Below are 17,351 nucleotides of genomic sequence, written 5' to 3'. Positions count from 1 at the left end.
GATATAATCTGATTTCAGAAACGCACACATAACGCACATCATGGGAGGATATAGGATGAGCGTTGCGGAAATGATCCGCAGGGAGGACGGGTTCGACCCGTTCGACCTCAAGGACCCGTATGATATCTGGAAACACCTGCGCGACGAGGCCCCCGTGTTCTTTCACGAACCGACCGGCTATTTCGTCGTCACCCGTCACGCCGAGATCAAGGCCGTGTTCGACGACTGGCAGACCTTTTCTTCGGAAAACGCCCAAGCGCCGATGCGGCCGATGTGCGAGGAGGGCAGGCGCATCATGAAGGAGGGCGGCTTTACCGCCTATTCCGGGCTTTCGGCCCGGGTGCCCCCCGATCACACCCGCATCCGCAAGATTGTGCAGGGCTGTTTCGGTCCGCGCCGGTTCAAGTCGATTGAGCCGAAGATCGAGGCGATCATTGACCGTCAGTTGAACAAGGTTGCACCGCAGGGCGGTTGCGATTTCTTCCGCGAGGTCGCCTATGAGGTGCCCGCGCTGGTGCTTTTTACCCTGATGGGCATTCCCGATGCGGATGTGCCGAAGGTCAAGGACTGGGCGGTAAGTCGCGCGCTTCTGACCTGGGGCAATCTCAGCGATGAGGAGCAGATCCCCCATGCGCACAAGATGGTCGAATACTGGGCCTATTGCCGGGCTCTGGTGGCGGCGCGCAAGGACGCGCCGGGCGACGACCTGCCGTCCGATCTGGTGCGGCTTCAGGACGAAGGGGCGGAGATCAGCGACGAGGAAATCGCGGGCGTGATGTATTCCGTGCTTTTCGCCGGGCATGAGACCACCACGACGCTGATGGCCAACGGGGTGATTTCGCTGATGAACAATCGCGATCAGTGGCAGGCGCTCTGTGCCGATCCGTCGCTGATCCCGAGTGCGACCGAGGAGGTGCTGCGCTATTCGCCTTCCATCGTTGCATGGCGGCGCAAGGCCAAGGCGGACACGGAAATCGGCGGCGTGGCCGTGCCGGAGGGCTCTGACATCCTGCTGATCATGGGGTCGGCCAACCGTGACGAGAGCGTGTTCGAGAACGGCTGTCAGTTCGATGTGGCACGCAAGAACGCGCGCAATCATCTGAGCTTTGGCTTTGGCATTCATTTCTGTCTCGGCTCGCAGCTTGCGAAACTCGAATTCGGCATCATGCTTCGTGAATTGACAAAACGCTTCCCGGAGATGCGACTGAAAGACGGACAGGACATCGGCTACCTGCATAACATTTCCTTCCGGGTTCCGACAAAGGTGGATGTCCAATGGGGAGCATGAGCATGACACACACGAAATTCATCCTGCCGTTCGATTGCATCACCGAGGCCGATCATGGCCGTGTGGGCGGCAAATGCGCCTCGTTGGGCGATATGACCCAAGCGGGAGTGGCGGTGCCGCCGGGCTATGCGGTGACGACGGACGCTTATGAGGCGATGCTGAACGAGACCGGGCTTAGGGCCGAGATCGAAGCCCAGCTCGCCCGGCTCAACTTCGACGATGTTGCCGATCAGGAGCGCGCCGCACAGGCGATCCAGATCCGCTTCCGCTCGCATCCGCTGCCGCCTGCGGTCGAGGCCGCGATCCGGTCTGAATATGCGAGGCTGGGCGATGAGATGCCGGTTGCCGTGCGCTCGTCGGCTACCGCCGAAGACCTGCCGGATGCGAGTTTTGCAGGTCAGCAGGACACCTATCTCTGGGTCACCGGCGCGGATGCCGTGGTCGAGAAGGTGCGCGATTGCTGGGCTTCTCTGTTCACCGCGCGGGCCATTGCGTATCGGCGCCGGAACAATCTCGGTCAGATCGAGGTGCTGATGAGCGTGGCCGTGCAGAAGATGGTCAACGCCCGTGCCGCAGGTGTCGCGATGACGCTCGACCCGCTCAATGGCGACCGCACGCGGATCGTGATCGACGCCTCTTACGGTCTAGGGGAACTTGTGGTTTCGGGTGTCGTGACACCGGACAATTACTCGGTCGAAAAGGTGTTGATGGAGATCGTGGATCGCAAGATCTCCGACAAACATCTTGAACTTCTGCCCGACCCGGCGGCCCGAACCACGGTGGAGCGCGAGATCGAAGGCCCGCGCCGCACCGCGCAATGTCTCACGGATGTGGAAATCCTTGCCGTGGCACAGCTTGCCAAGGGGCTGGAACGCATCAAGGGCTGTCCGCAGGATGTGGAATGGGCCATCGACGCCGATCTGCCGGAGGGGGAGAACCTTCTGGCGTTGCAGGCGCGACCCGAGACCGTCTGGTCGCAGAAACCCGTTGAGAAGCCGAAGATGAGCTATGCCACGGGCATGATGGGCATCGTGGGCGCGCTTAACAATCCGATTGGGTCCGGCGGCTGAACGCCGGACCCCACTCAAAACACACACGCACATACGCACACTCGGTCTTTCAGGGAGGAGATACCGACATGGACGCACAAACCCCGCTGTTTCCCAGCGCTTACGACGTCAAGGCCCCGGAGGGCGCGGAGGGCTGGGAGGAGCTTTATCCGTATTACCTGACGTTCCAGCCCAATCTTCGCGAAAAGGAGGACGCGAAATTCTGGTTCTGTGACAGTCAGCACTGGCCCAACCCTTTCAAACCGTTCGATGCGATGACGGTGGAATATGCCGTGCGCTGCCTCGGTCAGTACAACACGCGCCACTATCTCGTGCCGCCGGCCAATGGTGTCGATTACCGCATCCACAACGGCTATTGCTACATGTCGCCGATTGCGGTCGCGCCGGAGAAGATCGAGGACCGCATCCCGCAGTTCCTTGAACGTGCCGGGCATTATTTCCAGAACTGGGACAGCCTGCTCGACAACTGGCACAAGAAGGTCAAGGCGAATATCGCGGAGATGGAGGCGCTGAGTTTCGACAAACTGCCCGAGGTGGTGCCGCTGGAGTGGATCACCGAAGGCCGCGGCGTCGATCCGCACCTCGACCTGATGGCGAATTACGATGCGGCGATCCAGCTTCTCTACAAGACCTGGCAGTACCATTTCGAGTTCCTGAACCTGGGCTATGCCGCCTATCTCGACTTCTTCGGTTTCATGAAGGGGCAGTTCCCGACCATCCCCGATCAGGCCATCGCCAAGATGGTGCAGGGGGTGGACAGCGACCTGTTCCGCCCGGATGACGAATTGAAGAAACTCGCCCGTCTCGCCATCGAACTGGGTGTGACCGGCGCGCTGAAATCCGGTACGGTCGAAGAGGCGCTGGCGGCGGTGGCGCAAGAGGCCAAGGGGCAGCTCTGGCTCGACGCCTGGGAGGCGGCGCAGGACCCGTGGTTCAATTTCACCTCCGGAAATGGCTTCTACTCGACGGACAAATACTGGATCGAGCACCTCGACATTCCGATGGGCTATCTGCGCGATTACATCATCCGCGCCGAGGCGGGCGAGACCATCGAACGCCCGACGGAGAAACTTCTGGCGGAGCGCGACCGGATCACCGGCGAATACGAGGCGATGATGGACGAGGAGGCCCGCGCGGTCTTCCGTGACAAACTCGGCCTCGCACGGACCGTCTTCCCCTATGTGGAGAATCACAATTTCTACATCGAACACTGGTCGATGTGCGTCTTCTGGAAAAAGATGCACGCGCTGAGCCGGTTGTTGATGGAGGAAGGGTTCTGGCCGACCGAGGATGGCATGTTCTACCTGACCCGTCAGGAGGTGCGCGATGCGCTGTTCGATTACGGCAATGCCTGGGCCACGGGGGGCGACTGGATCGGGCCGAGCCACTGGCCGCAGGAGATCGAACGCCGTCGCGGTATCATCGACGCGCTCTCGACCCAGCCGCCGCAGCCCGCGCTGAACAACCCGCCGGAGGTCATCACCGAACCCTTCACGATCATGCTCTGGGGCATCACCTCCGAGTCGATCCAGAACTGGGTCGGGGGCGGTAGTGTCGAGGACGGTCTTTCCGGTATGGCGGCGAGCCCCGGTGCGGTCGAAGGTCTGGCCCGCGTGGTGCGCAGCCCGGATCAGCTCGGCGAAATTCAGGAGGGCGAAATCCTTGTGACCCCCGTCACCGCGCCGAGCTGGGCCCCGGTCTTCGGCAAGATCAAGGCTACCGTCACCGACATCGGCGGGATGATGAGCCATGCGGCCATCGTCTGTCGCGAATACGGGCTTCCGGCGGTGACCGGGACGGGCAATGGCTCGTCCCTGATCAAGACCGGCCAGCGCATCCGCGTCGATGGCAATACCGGCAAGGTGACGCTTCTGGACTGAGCCGTAACGGGGGCCGCCTGTGGCCCCCGTCCCTGAGAAATGAGGACCGAAACGGAGGTTCCGATGCTCGACAAAACCACCGACCTGAGCCGGTACGATGCCGTCTGGCGGGCGGCCGAACCTTATATGCGGGCGCGCAAGAACGATGTGCATATCCCGCTGTCTTTCGCCTGGGCGCAAAAGCTTCTGGCCGAACATCCCGAGGCGGATCGCGACGTCTGTTCTCTGGCGATCCTGCTGCATGACATCGGCTGGTATGCGATTGACATGGAGGACATCATCGAAAAGGGTTTTTCCGGCCCCAATATGCTCCAGTCCGACGTGCGTTACCTGCATGAGGCCGAAGGGGTGCGCATGGCGACGGAGGTCCTGCGTGAGACCGGCTGGGAGGAGGCAGTGATCGCGCAGGTTTGCGAGATCATCGACGGGCACGACACCCGTCCTGCGCCGCGTCACCTGAACGACCGGATCGTGCGCGACGCCGACAAGCTCTGGCGGTTTTCCGTGACCGGGGTCTCGGTGGCCTGCGACTGGTTCAAGACCACGCCGCATGGCTATGCCGAGCGGCTGGAAGAGCAGAAGACCGAGCTGGAGACCGAGGCGGGTGTGCGTATGGCGACCGAGACCCTGGCCGAGACCCGCAAGGCGCTGATGCTGCATGTGATTTGAGGCAAGACCATGGAAATGTTCATTGACGGAACGTGGCGAGCGGCCACGAATGGAGGACGTGTGGACGTCACCGCCCCGGCCACCGGAAAGGTTATCGACACCGTGCCGCGCGGCGATGCGACGGATGCCGATGTCGCCATCCGGGCGGCGGCGCGGGCGATGGAGGGGTGGAAACGTCGCCCGATGAGCGACCGTGTGGCGATCCAGAAAAGCTGTGCACAGGCGATGCGCGATCATGCCGAGACGGTGGGGCAGGCGCTTCATGCCGAGCTGGGCCGGCCTTTACCCGCCTGCATCGCGGAGATCACCCGCTCCGCCGATCTTCTCGATGTCTATGCCGAAGAGGGGCTGCGGCTTTCGGCCACGATGTCGCTTGGCGCCGCCCCCGGCGAGAAAACCGTGGTGACGCGGGAGCCGGTCGGCGTGGTGATCGCGATCACGCCGTTCAACTACCCGATCACGCTTTTGATGTTCAAACTGGGCGCTGCGCTAATTGCGGGCTGCACGGTGGTCGCCAAACCCGCCGAAGACACGCCGATGTCGACCCTGATGCTGGCGGAGATTTTCCACAAGGCGGGGCTCCCGGCGGGCGTGTTCAATGTGGTGACTGGCAAGGGGCGCGAGATCGGTACGGCGATGATCGAACATCCCATTCCACGCAAGATCGCCTTCACCGGCGGCACGGCGGCGGGCAAGGCGATTGCCGCGGCGGCCACGGGGACGATGAAGCGGGTGACGCTGGAACTTGGCGGGCAGAGTGCCGCCATCGTCTGTGCCGACGCCGATCTCGACAAGGCGACCACGGCCATCGCCCGCCACGGTTTCGCCAATTCCGGCCAGTTCTGTTACCGTGTGAATCGGGTTTTCGTGGAGCGTCCAGTCTATGAGGAGGTGCTGTCGCGCCTTGCGGAGAAAGCGGGTAAACTGACCCTGCAACCGGTGGGGGGCGAGGGCGACCTCGGTCCGCTGGTGAACGAAAAGATTTATTCCAACAGCGCGCTGCAATCCGACGATGCCCGCGAGAAAGGGGCGCGCATCCTTCTGGGCGGGACGCGTCGGACCGGGGAGGGGTTCGATGAGGGCTTCTATTTCCCGCCGACCCTGATTGCGGACGCGACGCAGGATATGCTGATCATGCGCGAGGAAACCTTTGGTCCAGTGCTCGGCATCGCGCCGGTGGACAGCGCGCAGGCGGCTCTGGAACTGGCCAATCAGAGCCGCTACGGGCTTGCAGGTTTCGTGTTCTGTCGCGATCTGGCGAAGGGGCTGACGCTCAGCGAAGGGCTTGAGGCGGGCTCGGTCTGGCTCAACGACATTCACCGCTCCTCGCATTACGTGCCTTTCGGCGGCGTCAAGGAAAGCGGGCTTGGGCGTGAAAAAGGCCGCTACGGGGTCGAAAGCTATCTCGAATACAAGACCATGTATCTGAGCTACGAGGTGCCGAAATGACTCCTTCGACGCTCATGCCGCTCGATCTGCCACTGTGGCGGGATGCCCGCGCCTTTCTCGATGTGCGCTCGAACGATGTGCATACGCTGATCTCCTATGGCATTGCCAAGGCGCTTTTGGCGGAGCACCCGGAGGTCTCGGAAAGCATCGTTCTGCCTGCGATCCTTTTGCATGACGTGGGCTGGAAACGCATCGACCCGGCGCTGATGGCGGATGCGGTCGGGCCGAACCCGACGCGCAAGGAACTGGTGCGCGAGCATGAAATTCATGGCGTCGAGATCGCCGGAGAGATCCTGCGCCGTCATCGTCCCGAAGGTGTCGATGCTGACGCGGTGCTTGCGATCATCGACCGGCACGACACGCTCAAGGAGGCCAGTTCGCCCGAGGACGCGCTGGTCAAGGATGCCGACAAGGGCTGGCGCTTTACCCCGCACGGGATCGCGACCATCGGCGGTTGGTTCGACACGCCCGCACATGAAACGATTGATATGCTGGAAGATTTCGTTCTGCCGCAATTTCTGACCGACACAGGCCGGGTCATGGCGCGGGGCTATCTGGCCGCCGCACGCGCAACTCTGGAAGCCCCCGATTATCTCAAGGAGACCGCTCATGTTTGATCTCGATCTGAAAGGCAAACGTGCCGTGATCACCGGGGCTGCGGGCGGTCTGGGGCGCGCCTTTGCCGAAGGTTTCGCCAAAGCCGGGGCGGAGGTGCTCGTCGCTGACATCAATGCCGGAGGCTGTGCCGAGACCGTGGCCCTCATCGAGGCGGCGGGTGGCAAAGCCCATGCCGCGACGGTGGATGTCACTGACAGTGAGAGCTGTCTCGCTCTGGCGCGCACGGCGGATGAAGTGCTCGGCGGGGTCGATATTCTGGTGAACAACGCCGCGATCTATGCAGGACTCGAACGCCGCGCGCTGGAAGAGATCGACGAGGCGGTCTGGGACAAGGTCATGGCGGTTAATGTCAAAGGCGTCTGGCAGGTCAGCCGTGCCCTCACGCCGGTGATGCGTGCGGGCGGTGGCGGGGCCATCGTCAACGTGTCCTCTGCGACCGTGTTCTCCGGCTCGCCGCAATGGTTGCATTACGTCGCCTCGAAAGGCGCTGTGATTGCCATGTCGCGGGCCATGGCGCGCGAGCTTGGGGATGACAACATCCGCGTCAACGTGCTGGCTCCGGGGTTCACCCTGACCGAGGCGAGCCTTGGGCTGATGGAGGATGCGACCTCCTACGGGGTCACGCGCGGCGCGCTCAAACGCGCGGCTGGGGCTGAGGATATGGTGGGCGGCGCGCTCTATCTCGCCTCGCCGCTGGCCGGGTTCGTCACGGGACAGACCCTGATCGTCGACGGCGGGCGTCAATTCAACTGAGGAAGAACAATGGTCAAACTGACATTCATCGAACCGTCGGGCAACCGCCGGGAGATCGAGGCTGCGCCGGGGCAAAGCGTCATGGTCGCGGCAACAACGGCGGGCATCGCGGGGATCGAGGCGGAATGCGGTGGCTCCTGTGTCTGTGCCACCTGTCATTGTCGGGTCGTCGAGGGCGGTGCGGCCCTGCCTGAGATGGAAGAGGCGGAGCGCGACACGCTGGAATTCACTTCGGACGCGATGGGGGAGACCAGCCGTCTCACCTGTCAGATCGAGGTGAGCGAGGCGCTCGATGGGGCGGTGTTCGAAGTGGTGGGGCATTGAGCCATGGCCGGGATCGTCATCATTGGAGCGGGGCATGGCGGCACGCAACTGGCCGTGTCGCTGCGGGAAGAGGGCTATGAGGGCCCGGTCACGGTGATCTCCGCCGACCCAGATCACCCCTATCACAAGCCGCCCCTGTCGAAATCTTTCATGAAGACCCCGGATGCGGCGTTGCAACCGCTGCGCGCGCCGCAGGTCTTCGCCGATCAGGACATTGATTTGCGTCTCGGGGTTCGGGTGGAGACGGTTGATCGGGCGAACAAGCGGCTCACTCTCTCGGATGGCACGAGCTGTTCCTATGACAAGCTGGTTCTCGCGACCGGCACCGAGGCGCGCAAGCTGACGGTGCCGGGGGGCGATCTGCGCGGGGTGTTCACGTTGCGCACCGCCGAAGATGCCCGCGCACTCCGTGCAGCCTTGCCGGAGGCTACGCAGGTCGTGGTGATCGGCGGCGGGTTCATCGGTCTCGAAGCGGCGGCGATGCTGGCGGGGCGGGGGCTGTCGGTCAGCGTTGTCGAACTGGCGCCACGACTGCTCGGGCGGGCGGCAAGTGCCGGGATCGCTTTCGAGGTCGAAACCATTCTGACAGGGATGGGAGTGCAAGTGCGGACGGGCACGGAACTCTGTGACATCGTTGGTGGGCAGGGGCAGGTGACGGGCGTGCGCATCGCGGACGAGACTCTGCCCGCCGATCTGGTGATCGTCGGCATCGGTGCTTTGCCTGTTGACGATCTCGCCCGTGCGGCAGGGCTTGAGATCGACAACGGGATTGCGGTCAACGCCGTCCTGCAAAGCTCCGATCCGGAGATATACGCTCTTGGTGATTGTGCGTCCTTTCCCGATCCTGAAAGCGGGGAAAGGCGACGTCTGGAATCTGTTCAGAACGCCACAGATCAGGCGCGCGCCCTGGCAAAGACGCTTGCGGGACGTGTGACGCCCTATGCGGCTGTGCCGTGGTTCTGGTCCGACATCGGCGCGATGAAGCTTCAGATCGCGGGGCTTTTGCAGGGGGCGGAAAACAGCATCGAGAGCCGTACCCCTGAGGGGCGGTTGAAATCCGTTTATCATCTCAAAGCCGGGCGGCTTGTCGCGGTCGAGACGATCAACAGCGCCGGAGAGCATATGCTGGCGCGACAGATGCTGGCGGCAGGGTTCACACCCGAGGCCGATCTGATGCGCGGGGGCGATCCGCGCCAGTTGAAGGCCGCCTTTGTCGCGGCGCAAAGCTGAGCCGAAGCCGGGCAGGAAAACGGCGCCCGAAGGCGCCGTCTCTCTCTCACTTCGCAAGCACCGCGTTCAGAACCCGGCGCAGTTCGGCCTTCGGGTCTTTTGCGAGCTTATGGCTGCGCCAGGCGACATGGTGATCGGGGCGCACCAGAAGACACCCGGTGTCGGTGATCTCGCTGGCGCGCGCCCAGTCGCCGCTGTGGTCCATATAGGGACGGCGCGGCCCAATGACGTGACAGACAATCTCCACCCCCAATTCCGCTGACAGCTCTTCGGCGGCGGCACACCAGGCTTCGCCCCCGAGCCCGGTCAGCACAGTGAATCTGCCGTGACCGCAGAGATCGAGGGAGGAGACCTCCGCCCCGTCCGTGGCGTAAAGCCAGGCATGCGGCAGGCGCGCGCCGGGCCATGTGGTTGGCTGGTAATGCAGTTCCGCGTCCAGTTCGAAATCGGGTTCCACCTGACCGTCGGTGACGACCGCATCGGAGCGGTAGCGTTGGTTCATCTCGACGCCGTGCGCGTCGAATTCGTATTTCTTGAATGCGATGGCCTTGCGGATCGCCTCGCGCTGTTTTTCCGCCGCCGAAGTACCATCGCAGCGGGCTTCCAGATTTTTCTGCATCTGTACCGGATCGACGCCTTCGCTCATGCCGAGCGCGTCGAAAATCGGGCCGGTCTCGCCGATCGACTTGTTGGCACGGGTGACGATCTGTTTCGCCACGGGCGCGCGTTCGGTGGTGTAGCTGTCGAGAAGCGCCTCACCGGCCTGACCTTTGAGCACCATGGCAAGTTTCCACGCGAGGTTGAAACTGTCCTGAATAGAGGTGTTCGAGCCGAGCCCGTTCGAGGGTGGATGACGGTGCACGGCATCGCCCATGCAGAAGACGCGGCCCTTCGACAGTTCCGTGGCGTAGTAATTGTTCACCGTCCAGGTGTTTGCGCTCAGAAGCTCGATCTTGAGTTCCGGGTCGCCGATCAACTGGCGCGCCACGCCGGTGGCGAACTCTTCGGTCACCTCGGGCTCCGGCCCGTTGATGTCATAGCCCCAGACGATCAGCCATTCGTTCCATGGCCGCACCATGCGCACCAGCCCCATGCCGATGCCGCCGACATCCGCGCCGGGCTGCATCACCCAGTAGAGCACGGAGGGGCGGTGGGCGACGTATTTCGACAAGTCCGCCTTGAACAGGATGTTCATCGAGCCACCCACACCCATCTGCCCCTCGAAAGGCAGGCCCGCGTGATCGGCGACCAGAGATTTCGCCCCGTCGGCCCCTACGAGATATTTCGAGCGGATGGTGAATTCCTTGCCCGACAGGCGGTCGAGGCAGGTGGTGGTCACGCCGTCTGCGTCCTGTTCGTGACGCAGATATTCGGTCGACATTTTCGCCTGCGTGCCGCGCTGACAGGCGGTCTTGAACAGGATCGGCTCCATGAAAGTCTGGGGCAGGTCGTTCATCAGCGAGGGAGAGGACATCTTGTGCTCCGCCGCCGAGAGAGGATGGTTGCCCCAGGCCTTCATCCGGCCGATTTCCTCGCCCGCAAGGCTTTCGCAGAAGATGTTTTCGCCCATCAGATCCTTGTGCGTGGCGTGGAGATAGGCCTCGTCTTCCACCTCGCGCCCGAGATCGCGCAGCACCTCCATGGTGCGCTGGTTGGTGATATGGGCGCGCGGCGTGTTCGCCAGCCACCGATAACGGTTCACCACCATGTTCTCGATGCCGTAGCTCGACAAAAGTGCAGCCGTGGCGGACCCGGCCGGGCCGGTGCCGATGATGAGAACATCCGTTTTATAATCGGACATATGCGTCTCCTCCCTAAGTGACGTCTTGTGCGGTTTTGTCCGTGCGGACGCCCCTTATGGCAGGATGACAGGCCGGGCTCCTCTTTCCGGGACCTGTCGAACGATCCGCTTCGTTGTGCTCCCACAATAGGGGGGCAAAATTTTTGTGGCTTTTAATCTTCTGGTGGATAATATCCCCTTTTGTTATGAAGATAGACAGCGAACATCTCGAAATCCTTGCCATGATCGTCGAAAAAGGTGGCCTGACCGAGGGTGCGGAAGCTCTGGGGAAGTCTCAGCCTTCCGTGTCCCGGACCATTTCCAATTTCGAAAAACGGCTCGGCATGCCACTGTTCGAACCGGGGCGGCGACCGCTGACGCCCACGGAATTCGGACGCACACTCGCGGAGATCGGCCTCAGGATTCACAACCTGAACCGCGAAGCCAGCGTGCTTGTCGACAATTTCAGGAAAGGGCACGCGGGGCATCTGCGCATCGGCGGTACGCCGCTGTTCATGGACGGGGTGATCACCACCATGCTTGCCGAGTTTCAGGACCGGATCGGTGGTGCGCAGTTCGAGCAGACTTATGGCTATTTCGAAAGCCTCGTCGCCAAGCTGCGCAACAAGACGCTCGATATGGCGATCCTGCCGATGCAGGTCCGGCATGTGCCGCTCGATCTGGATTTCCAGCCGCTGCTCGAAGGGCGCAATGTCATCGCCTGTCGCAAGGGGCATCCGCTGACCCGGCGCGGGCCGATCACCCTGCCGGAGATCGACGCCTATTCCTGGGTCGCGCCGCCCGCCGACAGCCCACTGTTTCGCGATCTCAAACGCGCCATCCTCTCGATCGGCAGCGAAAATTTCCAGTTCACCTTTTCGGGCGGTACGCTGGCCTCGATCTCCAGCTTTCTTGCGCGTTCCAACTGTCTGACAGTCTTGCCTTATTCCGTGGTCTACCTGATGCAGGATCAGGGCAATATCGTCTCCCTGCCGATCAAGGTGGAGCACCCGGACCGGGCGCTTGGCGTGCTTACGCGCAAGGGCGAAAATCTCGCGCCGGTGGGCAAGGCGCTGGTGAAATTTCTGGCCTCGGAATGCGAACATCTGGAGCGCCGGATGGAGCGGGAAAACCAGCTCTCCAAACGCCGTCCCTGATCAGTTCCGTTCCACCGGCGCGGGTGGCAGATCGGGCAGGGAACGCGCGGCCAGCTCATCCGCTCCCTCACCGTCGATCCCCGCCATGCAGAGCAGTCGGGCGATGATCGGCACCTTGCTGTCCGCCTCCTGTCGTCCTTCGGTGATCGCGAGGCTCATACCGATGATCGCATGGCAGGTCAGCCGCCAGACCAGCGCCGGATCGGTGACGCGAAACCGTCCGGCGGCGACGGCGTTGTTCAGGTCGCGGATCGCAAAGGGACCCATGGTGCGAAACAGTGCGTCGGCGATCACCTCGGAGCGGGGCAGCATCTGTTTCCAGCGCGGATCGGTCGTGGCGGTGTCGAGCACGGTGCGGATGCCAAAGGCATAGACCTGCGCCGGGTCTCCGAATGTGTCGGTGACCGTCTCGATCCGCATCGCCAGTTCATGCATCAGGCTCTCAAGCACGGCCACGGCGAGTTCATCTTTGGATTTGAAATAGTTATATACCGTGCCTGCGCCTACATCGGCGCGCTCGGCGATTTCCAGCATGGTCGCCGCATCGACACCCTTCTCCGCCATGATCTCACGCGCGGCAGCGATCAGCGCGGCGCGGTTGCGTCTTTGCCGCCGGGCGACGCGGCCTTCGGACTTCGGGGCGGGTTTCGGCGCGGTATGTGTGTCGGGCATCGGACCTCTCGCGTTCATACCCGAATCATATTCACTTTTGCTGCGGGGCTCAACACGTGGCTGGATGTGCTTCGCAGTCCACCGTTTCCACGTCGCCTCGTGAAAAGTCAGTGCAATCAAGCCCCTGGCGGCAAAATAAATGACGAAAACTCAAAGTTGACGAACATTCATTTTATTGCAACGCTAAAGACACTGGCGGAAAAGCCCACAGGAGGATGGGGCGCCCGCCGAAAGAAAATCGCATTTCGGCACGGATGTGCCACGGCGGGAAACCGCCTCAGGAGGAATTCAGGGAGGAACTCATGACTGCATCGACCCAACAGGTCGGTCACCAGACCGATGTCGCCATCGTGGGCGCGGGGCCCGTGGGCACGCTTCTGGCCATTCTGCTCGGGCAGAGGGGCAAGAAGGTTACGCTGATCGAGCGCTGGTCAAAGCATTATCCATTGCCGCGCGCTGTGACCTTCGATCACGAGATCGCCCGCATCCTCGCCACGCTAGGGATTAACTCCGAGAACGACGACGCGATCAATTATCACGACGAGCTGTATTACTGGAGAAACCGCGACGGCGAGAACATCCAGATCGTCGACTGGCAAAGTCAATCGGCCTCCGGCTGGCGGGTGCGTTATTGGTTCAATCAGCCGGAACTGGAAAAGCGCCTCTTGGCGATTGCCGCGGAACTGCCGACGGTGACGATCCTGCGTGGCTGGAGCGGTGAGGCGTTGGAGCAGGACGCGGAAGGTGTGATCCTCACCCTGCGCCGCACCCCCGAAGAGGTCGGCCCCGATGGTGAGACACATGTGATCCGGACAAAATTTGTCGCCGGTACGGACGGGGCGAACAGTTTCGTGCGCGAGGCTCTGGGTATCGGGAACGAGGACAAGGGCTATTTCTTCGACTGGCTGATCCTCGATATGATCCCACATTTCGACTACGTCGCCGCGCATCCGGAACAGCCGGCGCAATGGCAGCTTTGCGATCCGAAGCGCCCCACCACCGTGGTGCCGGGCGGACCGGGACCGGTGATCGGCGGGCCGGACCGGCGGCGCTGGGAGTTCATGGTTCTGCCGCATGAGGACGGGCAGGAACTCCAGAAGCCGGAACAGGCCTGGAAACTCATGGAGCCCTGGGGGCTGACGCCGGAGAATTCCGAGCTGGAACGCGCTGCCGTCTATCGGTTCCAGGCCCGCTGGGCGAAGGAATGGAACAAGGGGCGTTGCCTGATCGGGGGAGATGCCGCCCATCTCATGCCGCCCTTTGCGGGCGAAGGCATGTGCGCCGGGGTGCGCGATGCGGTGGCGATGGCCTGGCGGCTGAACGGTATTCTGGAAGGCAAATTCCCGATGGATGTGCTCGACAGCTACACCACGGAACGCATGGCGCATGCGCGGCATTACATCGACTTCAGTCAGATGCTGGGCCAGATCATTTGCATCGACGACGAGGCGCAGGCCGCCGCGCGGGATTCGCAGATGAAGGCGGAGCTTGAGGCGCGCGGTCATACGCCGGTGCCGACCGACATTTGCCAGTTGGGGCAGGGGATTTGGGACGAAGGTAGCGCCCATGCCGGGGAATTGTCGGTGCAGGGGATCGTGGAACACGCGGGCCATCGCGACCGGTTCGACCAGGTTGTTGGGCAGGGCTGGGTGCTCATCGGTTATGAAGAGGACCCGGCGGAGGTTCTCACCGGGGCGCAGCGGGTGCAGTTCGACAGCCTCGACGGGGTGAGCGTGAAGCTGGTGGCCGAAGGTGGTGCGGCGGATGTGGTCGATGTCGAAGGTCGTTTCGCAACATGGCTCGATGCTATCGGGGCGCGTTACGTGTTGATCCGACCGGACTTCTATGTCGCCCTGACCGCGCGAGATGCCGAGAATTTTCGCAATAAATTCAGTAAAATCATGGATTTGCTGATGGTCTCCGAACCTGAGGGAGTAGCGGCACAATAGGGGTTCGCCTGGCTCCTGAAGGCCGGAAATGTGCTCGGAAATACTTAACATAATGTTATGTAAAACTGAGCGCATGCGATCCATTTTCCGGATTTTCTCTCTATCGTCGGTGCGGGAAGAGGACAGACCATGACAGATCAGATGACGGCATTCACCTGTACGCTCAACCCGGCGCGGATCGTGTTCGGGGCGGGCAAACGCAGCGAGATCAAGGCCGAACTCGACCGGCTCGGCGTGACGAAGGCGCTGGTGCTTTCGACCCCGTTCCAGCAGGCGGATGCGGAGGCACTGGCCTCGAAACTTAATACGAAAGCTGCGGGGGTGTTCGCGAATGCGACCATGCACACGCCGGTCGAGGTGACGGAAACCGCCATGGCGGCCTATGCGGCGGCAGGGGCCGATGGGGTGATCGCGCTTGGCGGTGGCTCCACCATCGGGCTTGGCAAGGCTATCGCCTATCGCAACGACTGCCCGCAGCTCGTGGTGGCGACGACCTACGCGGGCTCCGAGGTGACGCCCATTCTCGGCCAGACCGAGAACGGCGTGAAAACCACGGTGCGCGCCGCGTCGATCCTGCCGGAAACGGTGATCTACGATCCGGAACTCACGCTTGGCCTGCCGGTCGGCATGTCGGTGACTTCGGGTCTCAACGCCATGGCCCATGCGGTCGAGGGCGTTTATGCGCAGGATCGCAACCCCATCGCCGCGATGATGGCCGTCGAGGGGGTACGGGCGTTGCGCGACGCGCTGCCTGTGATCGTGAAGACGCCGGGCGATGCAGCGGCGCGCGGCGGGGCGCTTTACGGCGCGTGGCTCTGTGGCACGGTGCTGGGCTCCGTCGGCATGGCGCTGCATCACAAGCTTTGTCACACGCTGGGCGGCTCTTTCGATCTGCCCCATGCGGAGACCCATTCGGTCATGCTGCCCCATACGGCAGCCTATAATGCCGGGGCGGCGAAGACGGCTCTGCAACCGCTCGCCGATCTGTTCGGCGGCGATCTGGGGGCGGGGCTTTGGCTGTTTGCCAAGGACCTTGGCGCGCCCATGTCCCTGCGCGATCTCGGCCTGGAGGAGGCCGATCTCGACCGTGCAGCGGATCTCGCGGTGAAGAACCCCTATTGGAACCCGCGCCCGGTGGAGCGGGAGGCGATCCGTGCCCTTCTGGGGCGAGCCTGGGAGGGGGCGCCGCCCGAGAACGGGACATAACATAAAGATAAGAAAAGCATAACCTTAGGGAGGAGACACATGCTTTCACGACGCACATTTCTGAAAACCGGGGCGGCCACGGCCGCGAGCGCGCTGGCGATGCCGGCGCTCGCCAAGGGCAGTTCCATCAAGATCGGCTATGTCAGCCCGCAGACGGGACCCTTGAGCGGTTTCGCAGCCGCCGACGCCTATGTCATCGAGAGTTTTGTCAAGACCGCCAAAGCACAGGGCGTCGATGTCGAGGTGATCGTCAAGGACAGCCAGTCGAACCCGAACCGCGCCGCCGAGGTCGCCCGCGAACTGATCGTGCGTGACGAGGTCAATCTGATCTGCGTCGCCTCGACGCCGGAAACCACGAACCCCGTCTGTACCATTGCGGAGGCCGAAGAGGTGCCGGTGATCTCCACCGTCGCGCCCTGGCAGCCGTGGTTCATCGGGCAACAGGGCAATCCTGCCGATCCGGCGAGTTGGCAGGCTTTTGACTACGTGCATCATTTCTTCTGGGGGCTTGAGGACAATGTTCAGGTCTTCATGAACATGTGGGACATGATCGAGAGCAACAAATCCGTCGGTGCGCTCTGGCCCAATGACGGGGATGGCAATGCCTGGGCCTCGGACGTGGGGATGCCGCCTGCGCTCGCCGAAGCGGGGTACAAGCTCACAGACACGGGGCGGTATCAGAACCTGACGGACGATTTCTCCGCCCAGATCAACGCGTTCAAACAGAATGACGTGCAGATTCTGACCGGCATCCCGATCCCGCCGGATTTCACCACCTTCTGGACCCAGGCGAAACAGCAGGGGTTCACCCCAAAAATGGTGTCGGTCGCCAAGGCGCTTTTGTTCCCGGAAAGCGTCGCGGCCTTGGGTGAACTCGCACATAACCTGACCTGCGAGGTGTGGTGGTCGCCGATGCACCCGTTCACCTCGTCGCTGACCGGGCAGAGCTGCGCCGATCTGGCGGGCGAGTTCGAGGAGTATGCGGCGCGTCAATGGACCCAGCCGCTCGGCTTTATTCACAGTCTTTTCGAAGTGGCAATGGATGCGATCAAGCGTGCGGACGATCCGACCGACGGGGATGAGATGGCCGAATTGATCGGGTCGACGAATATCGACAGTGCCGTGGGCAAGATCCAGTGGGGCCGGGACAATGTGCCGCCGTTTGCGCAGGCCAATGTGTCGAAAACCCCGCTGGTGGGCGGCCAGTGGCGGATGCAGGACGATGGAAGTTTCGATCTGGTGATCGTGGAGAACGGGCTTGCGCCCGAGATCGCGCTGACCGGTACGCTCGAAGCGTTGAGTTGAT

Annotated in this window: 15 protein-coding genes; 13 read left to right on the top strand and 2 right to left on the bottom strand. The window is 62.5% G+C overall.

What is annotated here, in order from left to right; genetic code table 11:
* Window positions 1-55: 55 nt before the first annotated feature.
* From C8N42_RS11380 to C8N42_RS11340, 9 genes are all read left to right on the top strand, one after another.
* Complete coding sequence (locus C8N42_RS11380; RefSeq protein WP_107816688.1) at window positions 56-1,288, top strand: cytochrome P450; 1,233 nt, start codon at window positions 56-58, stop codon at window positions 1,286-1,288.
* A 2-nt stretch (window positions 1,289-1,290) separates the two neighbouring features.
* Entirely contained in the window at window positions 1,291-2,358 is a 1,068-nt protein-coding gene (locus C8N42_RS11375) for a PEP/pyruvate-binding domain-containing protein (protein ID WP_211309180.1), read from the top strand.
* Between the two features lie 68 nt (window positions 2,359-2,426).
* Window positions 2,427-4,238, top strand: a complete 1,812-nt coding sequence (locus tag C8N42_RS11370) for a PEP-utilizing enzyme (protein ID WP_107816686.1) — start codon at window positions 2,427-2,429, stop codon at window positions 4,236-4,238.
* Between the two features lie 63 nt (window positions 4,239-4,301).
* The gene (locus C8N42_RS11365; RefSeq protein WP_107816685.1) at window positions 4,302-4,907 is read left to right on the top strand and encodes an HD domain-containing protein; all 606 of its coding nucleotides are present in this window, start codon (window positions 4,302-4,304) and stop codon (window positions 4,905-4,907) included.
* A gap of 9 nt (window positions 4,908-4,916) precedes the next feature.
* Window positions 4,917-6,356, top strand: a complete 1,440-nt coding sequence (locus C8N42_RS11360) for an aldehyde dehydrogenase family protein (protein ID WP_107816684.1) — start codon at window positions 4,917-4,919, stop codon at window positions 6,354-6,356.
* Window positions 6,353-6,973 carry an HD domain-containing protein gene (locus tag C8N42_RS11355; RefSeq protein WP_107816683.1) on the top strand — a complete coding sequence of 207 codons (621 nt, stop codon included), beginning with the start codon at window positions 6,353-6,355 and terminating at the stop codon, window positions 6,971-6,973. Before C8N42_RS11360 ends, C8N42_RS11355 begins: the two co-directional genes overlap by 4 nt.
* Window positions 6,966-7,727: an SDR family NAD(P)-dependent oxidoreductase gene (locus tag C8N42_RS11350; protein WP_107816682.1), complete on the top strand. Its 762-nt coding sequence runs from the start codon at window positions 6,966-6,968 to the stop codon at window positions 7,725-7,727. The genes C8N42_RS11355 and C8N42_RS11350 overlap by 8 nt, the downstream gene beginning before the upstream one ends.
* A 9-nt stretch (window positions 7,728-7,736) precedes the next feature.
* A complete protein-coding gene (locus C8N42_RS11345; protein WP_107816681.1) occupies window positions 7,737-8,051 on the top strand; it encodes a 2Fe-2S iron-sulfur cluster-binding protein in 315 nt (104 codons plus the stop codon).
* A gap of 3 nt (window positions 8,052-8,054) precedes the next feature.
* On the top strand, window positions 8,055-9,281 hold the full coding sequence (locus C8N42_RS11340) for an NAD(P)/FAD-dependent oxidoreductase (RefSeq protein WP_107816680.1): 1,227 nt from the start codon (window positions 8,055-8,057) through the stop codon (window positions 9,279-9,281).
* A gap of 46 nt (window positions 9,282-9,327) precedes the next feature.
* On the opposite strand, the gene C8N42_RS11335 is transcribed toward C8N42_RS11340, so the two are convergent.
* On the bottom strand, window positions 9,328-11,082 hold the full coding sequence (locus tag C8N42_RS11335; protein WP_107816679.1) for an FAD-dependent oxidoreductase: 1,755 nt from the start codon (window positions 11,080-11,082) through the stop codon (window positions 9,328-9,330).
* A gap of 185 nt (window positions 11,083-11,267) precedes the next feature.
* On the opposite strand from C8N42_RS11335, the gene C8N42_RS11330 reads away from it, so the two are divergent.
* Window positions 11,268-12,218, top strand: a complete 951-nt coding sequence (locus tag C8N42_RS11330) for a LysR family transcriptional regulator (RefSeq protein ID WP_107816678.1) — start codon at window positions 11,268-11,270, stop codon at window positions 12,216-12,218.
* Here C8N42_RS11330 and C8N42_RS11325 read toward each other — a convergent pair whose 3' ends face one another.
* Window positions 12,219-12,890, bottom strand: a complete 672-nt coding sequence (locus tag C8N42_RS11325) for a TetR/AcrR family transcriptional regulator (RefSeq protein WP_107816677.1) — start codon at window positions 12,888-12,890, stop codon at window positions 12,219-12,221.
* 302 nt (window positions 12,891-13,192) lie between these two features.
* Here C8N42_RS11325 and mhpA point away from each other — a divergent pair, with 302 nt between their 5' ends.
* From mhpA to C8N42_RS11310, 3 genes are all read left to right on the top strand, one after another.
* Window positions 13,193-14,839, top strand: coding sequence for a bifunctional 3-(3-hydroxy-phenyl)propionate/3-hydroxycinnamic acid hydroxylase MhpA (gene mhpA, locus C8N42_RS11320; protein ID WP_107816711.1), 1,647 nt, complete (start codon window positions 13,193-13,195; stop codon window positions 14,837-14,839).
* Window positions 14,840-14,968: 129 nt separating this feature from the next.
* Window positions 14,969-16,045 (top strand): maleylacetate reductase, encoded by a 1,077-nt coding sequence (locus tag C8N42_RS11315; protein ID WP_245890061.1) that lies wholly within the window; start codon window positions 14,969-14,971, stop codon window positions 16,043-16,045.
* Window positions 16,046-16,084: 39 nt separating this feature from the next.
* Window positions 16,085-17,350, top strand: coding sequence for an ABC transporter substrate-binding protein (locus C8N42_RS11310; protein WP_107816676.1), 1,266 nt, complete (start codon window positions 16,085-16,087; stop codon window positions 17,348-17,350).
* Window position 17,351: the final 1 nt, after the last annotated feature.

It is taken from the genome of Celeribacter persicus, assembly GCF_003050785.1.
In the GTDB taxonomy this organism is placed as follows: Bacteria; Pseudomonadota; Alphaproteobacteria; order Rhodobacterales; family Rhodobacteraceae; genus Celeribacter; species Celeribacter persicus.
This window is presented reverse-complemented; position numbering and strand designations above follow the sequence as displayed.

What these genes read in the sequence shown, in the direction of transcription:
- C8N42_RS11330 (WP_107816678.1), top strand. Translation starts at nt 11,268, where the DNA reads ATGAAGATAGACAGCGAACATCTCGAAATCCTTGCCATGATCGTCGAA.
- C8N42_RS11335 (WP_107816679.1), bottom strand. Translation starts at nt 11,082, where the DNA reads ATGTCCGATTATAAAACGGATGTTCTCATCATCGGCACCGGCCCGGCC.
- C8N42_RS11365 (WP_107816685.1), top strand. Translation starts at nt 4,302, where the DNA reads ATGCTCGACAAAACCACCGACCTGAGCCGGTACGATGCCGTCTGGCGG.
- C8N42_RS11340 (WP_107816680.1), top strand. Translation starts at nt 8,055, where the DNA reads ATGGCCGGGATCGTCATCATTGGAGCGGGGCATGGCGGCACGCAACTG.
- C8N42_RS11375 (WP_211309180.1), top strand. Translation starts at nt 1,291, where the DNA reads ATGACACACACGAAATTCATCCTGCCGTTCGATTGCATCACCGAGGCC.
- C8N42_RS11325 (WP_107816677.1), bottom strand. Translation starts at nt 12,890, where the DNA reads ATGCCCGACACACATACCGCGCCGAAACCCGCCCCGAAGTCCGAAGGC.
- C8N42_RS11380 (WP_107816688.1), top strand. Translation starts at nt 56, where the DNA reads ATGAGCGTTGCGGAAATGATCCGCAGGGAGGACGGGTTCGACCCGTTC.
- C8N42_RS11345 (WP_107816681.1), top strand. Translation starts at nt 7,737, where the DNA reads ATGGTCAAACTGACATTCATCGAACCGTCGGGCAACCGCCGGGAGATC.
- C8N42_RS11310 (WP_107816676.1), top strand. Translation starts at nt 16,085, where the DNA reads ATGCTTTCACGACGCACATTTCTGAAAACCGGGGCGGCCACGGCCGCG.
- C8N42_RS11350 (WP_107816682.1), top strand. Translation starts at nt 6,966, where the DNA reads ATGTTTGATCTCGATCTGAAAGGCAAACGTGCCGTGATCACCGGGGCT.
- C8N42_RS11370 (WP_107816686.1), top strand. Translation starts at nt 2,427, where the DNA reads ATGGACGCACAAACCCCGCTGTTTCCCAGCGCTTACGACGTCAAGGCC.
- C8N42_RS11355 (WP_107816683.1), top strand. Translation starts at nt 6,353, where the DNA reads ATGACTCCTTCGACGCTCATGCCGCTCGATCTGCCACTGTGGCGGGAT.
- C8N42_RS11315 (WP_245890061.1), top strand. Translation starts at nt 14,969, where the DNA reads ATGACAGATCAGATGACGGCATTCACCTGTACGCTCAACCCGGCGCGG.
- mhpA (WP_107816711.1), top strand. Translation starts at nt 13,193, where the DNA reads ATGACTGCATCGACCCAACAGGTCGGTCACCAGACCGATGTCGCCATC.
- C8N42_RS11360 (WP_107816684.1), top strand. Translation starts at nt 4,917, where the DNA reads ATGGAAATGTTCATTGACGGAACGTGGCGAGCGGCCACGAATGGAGGA.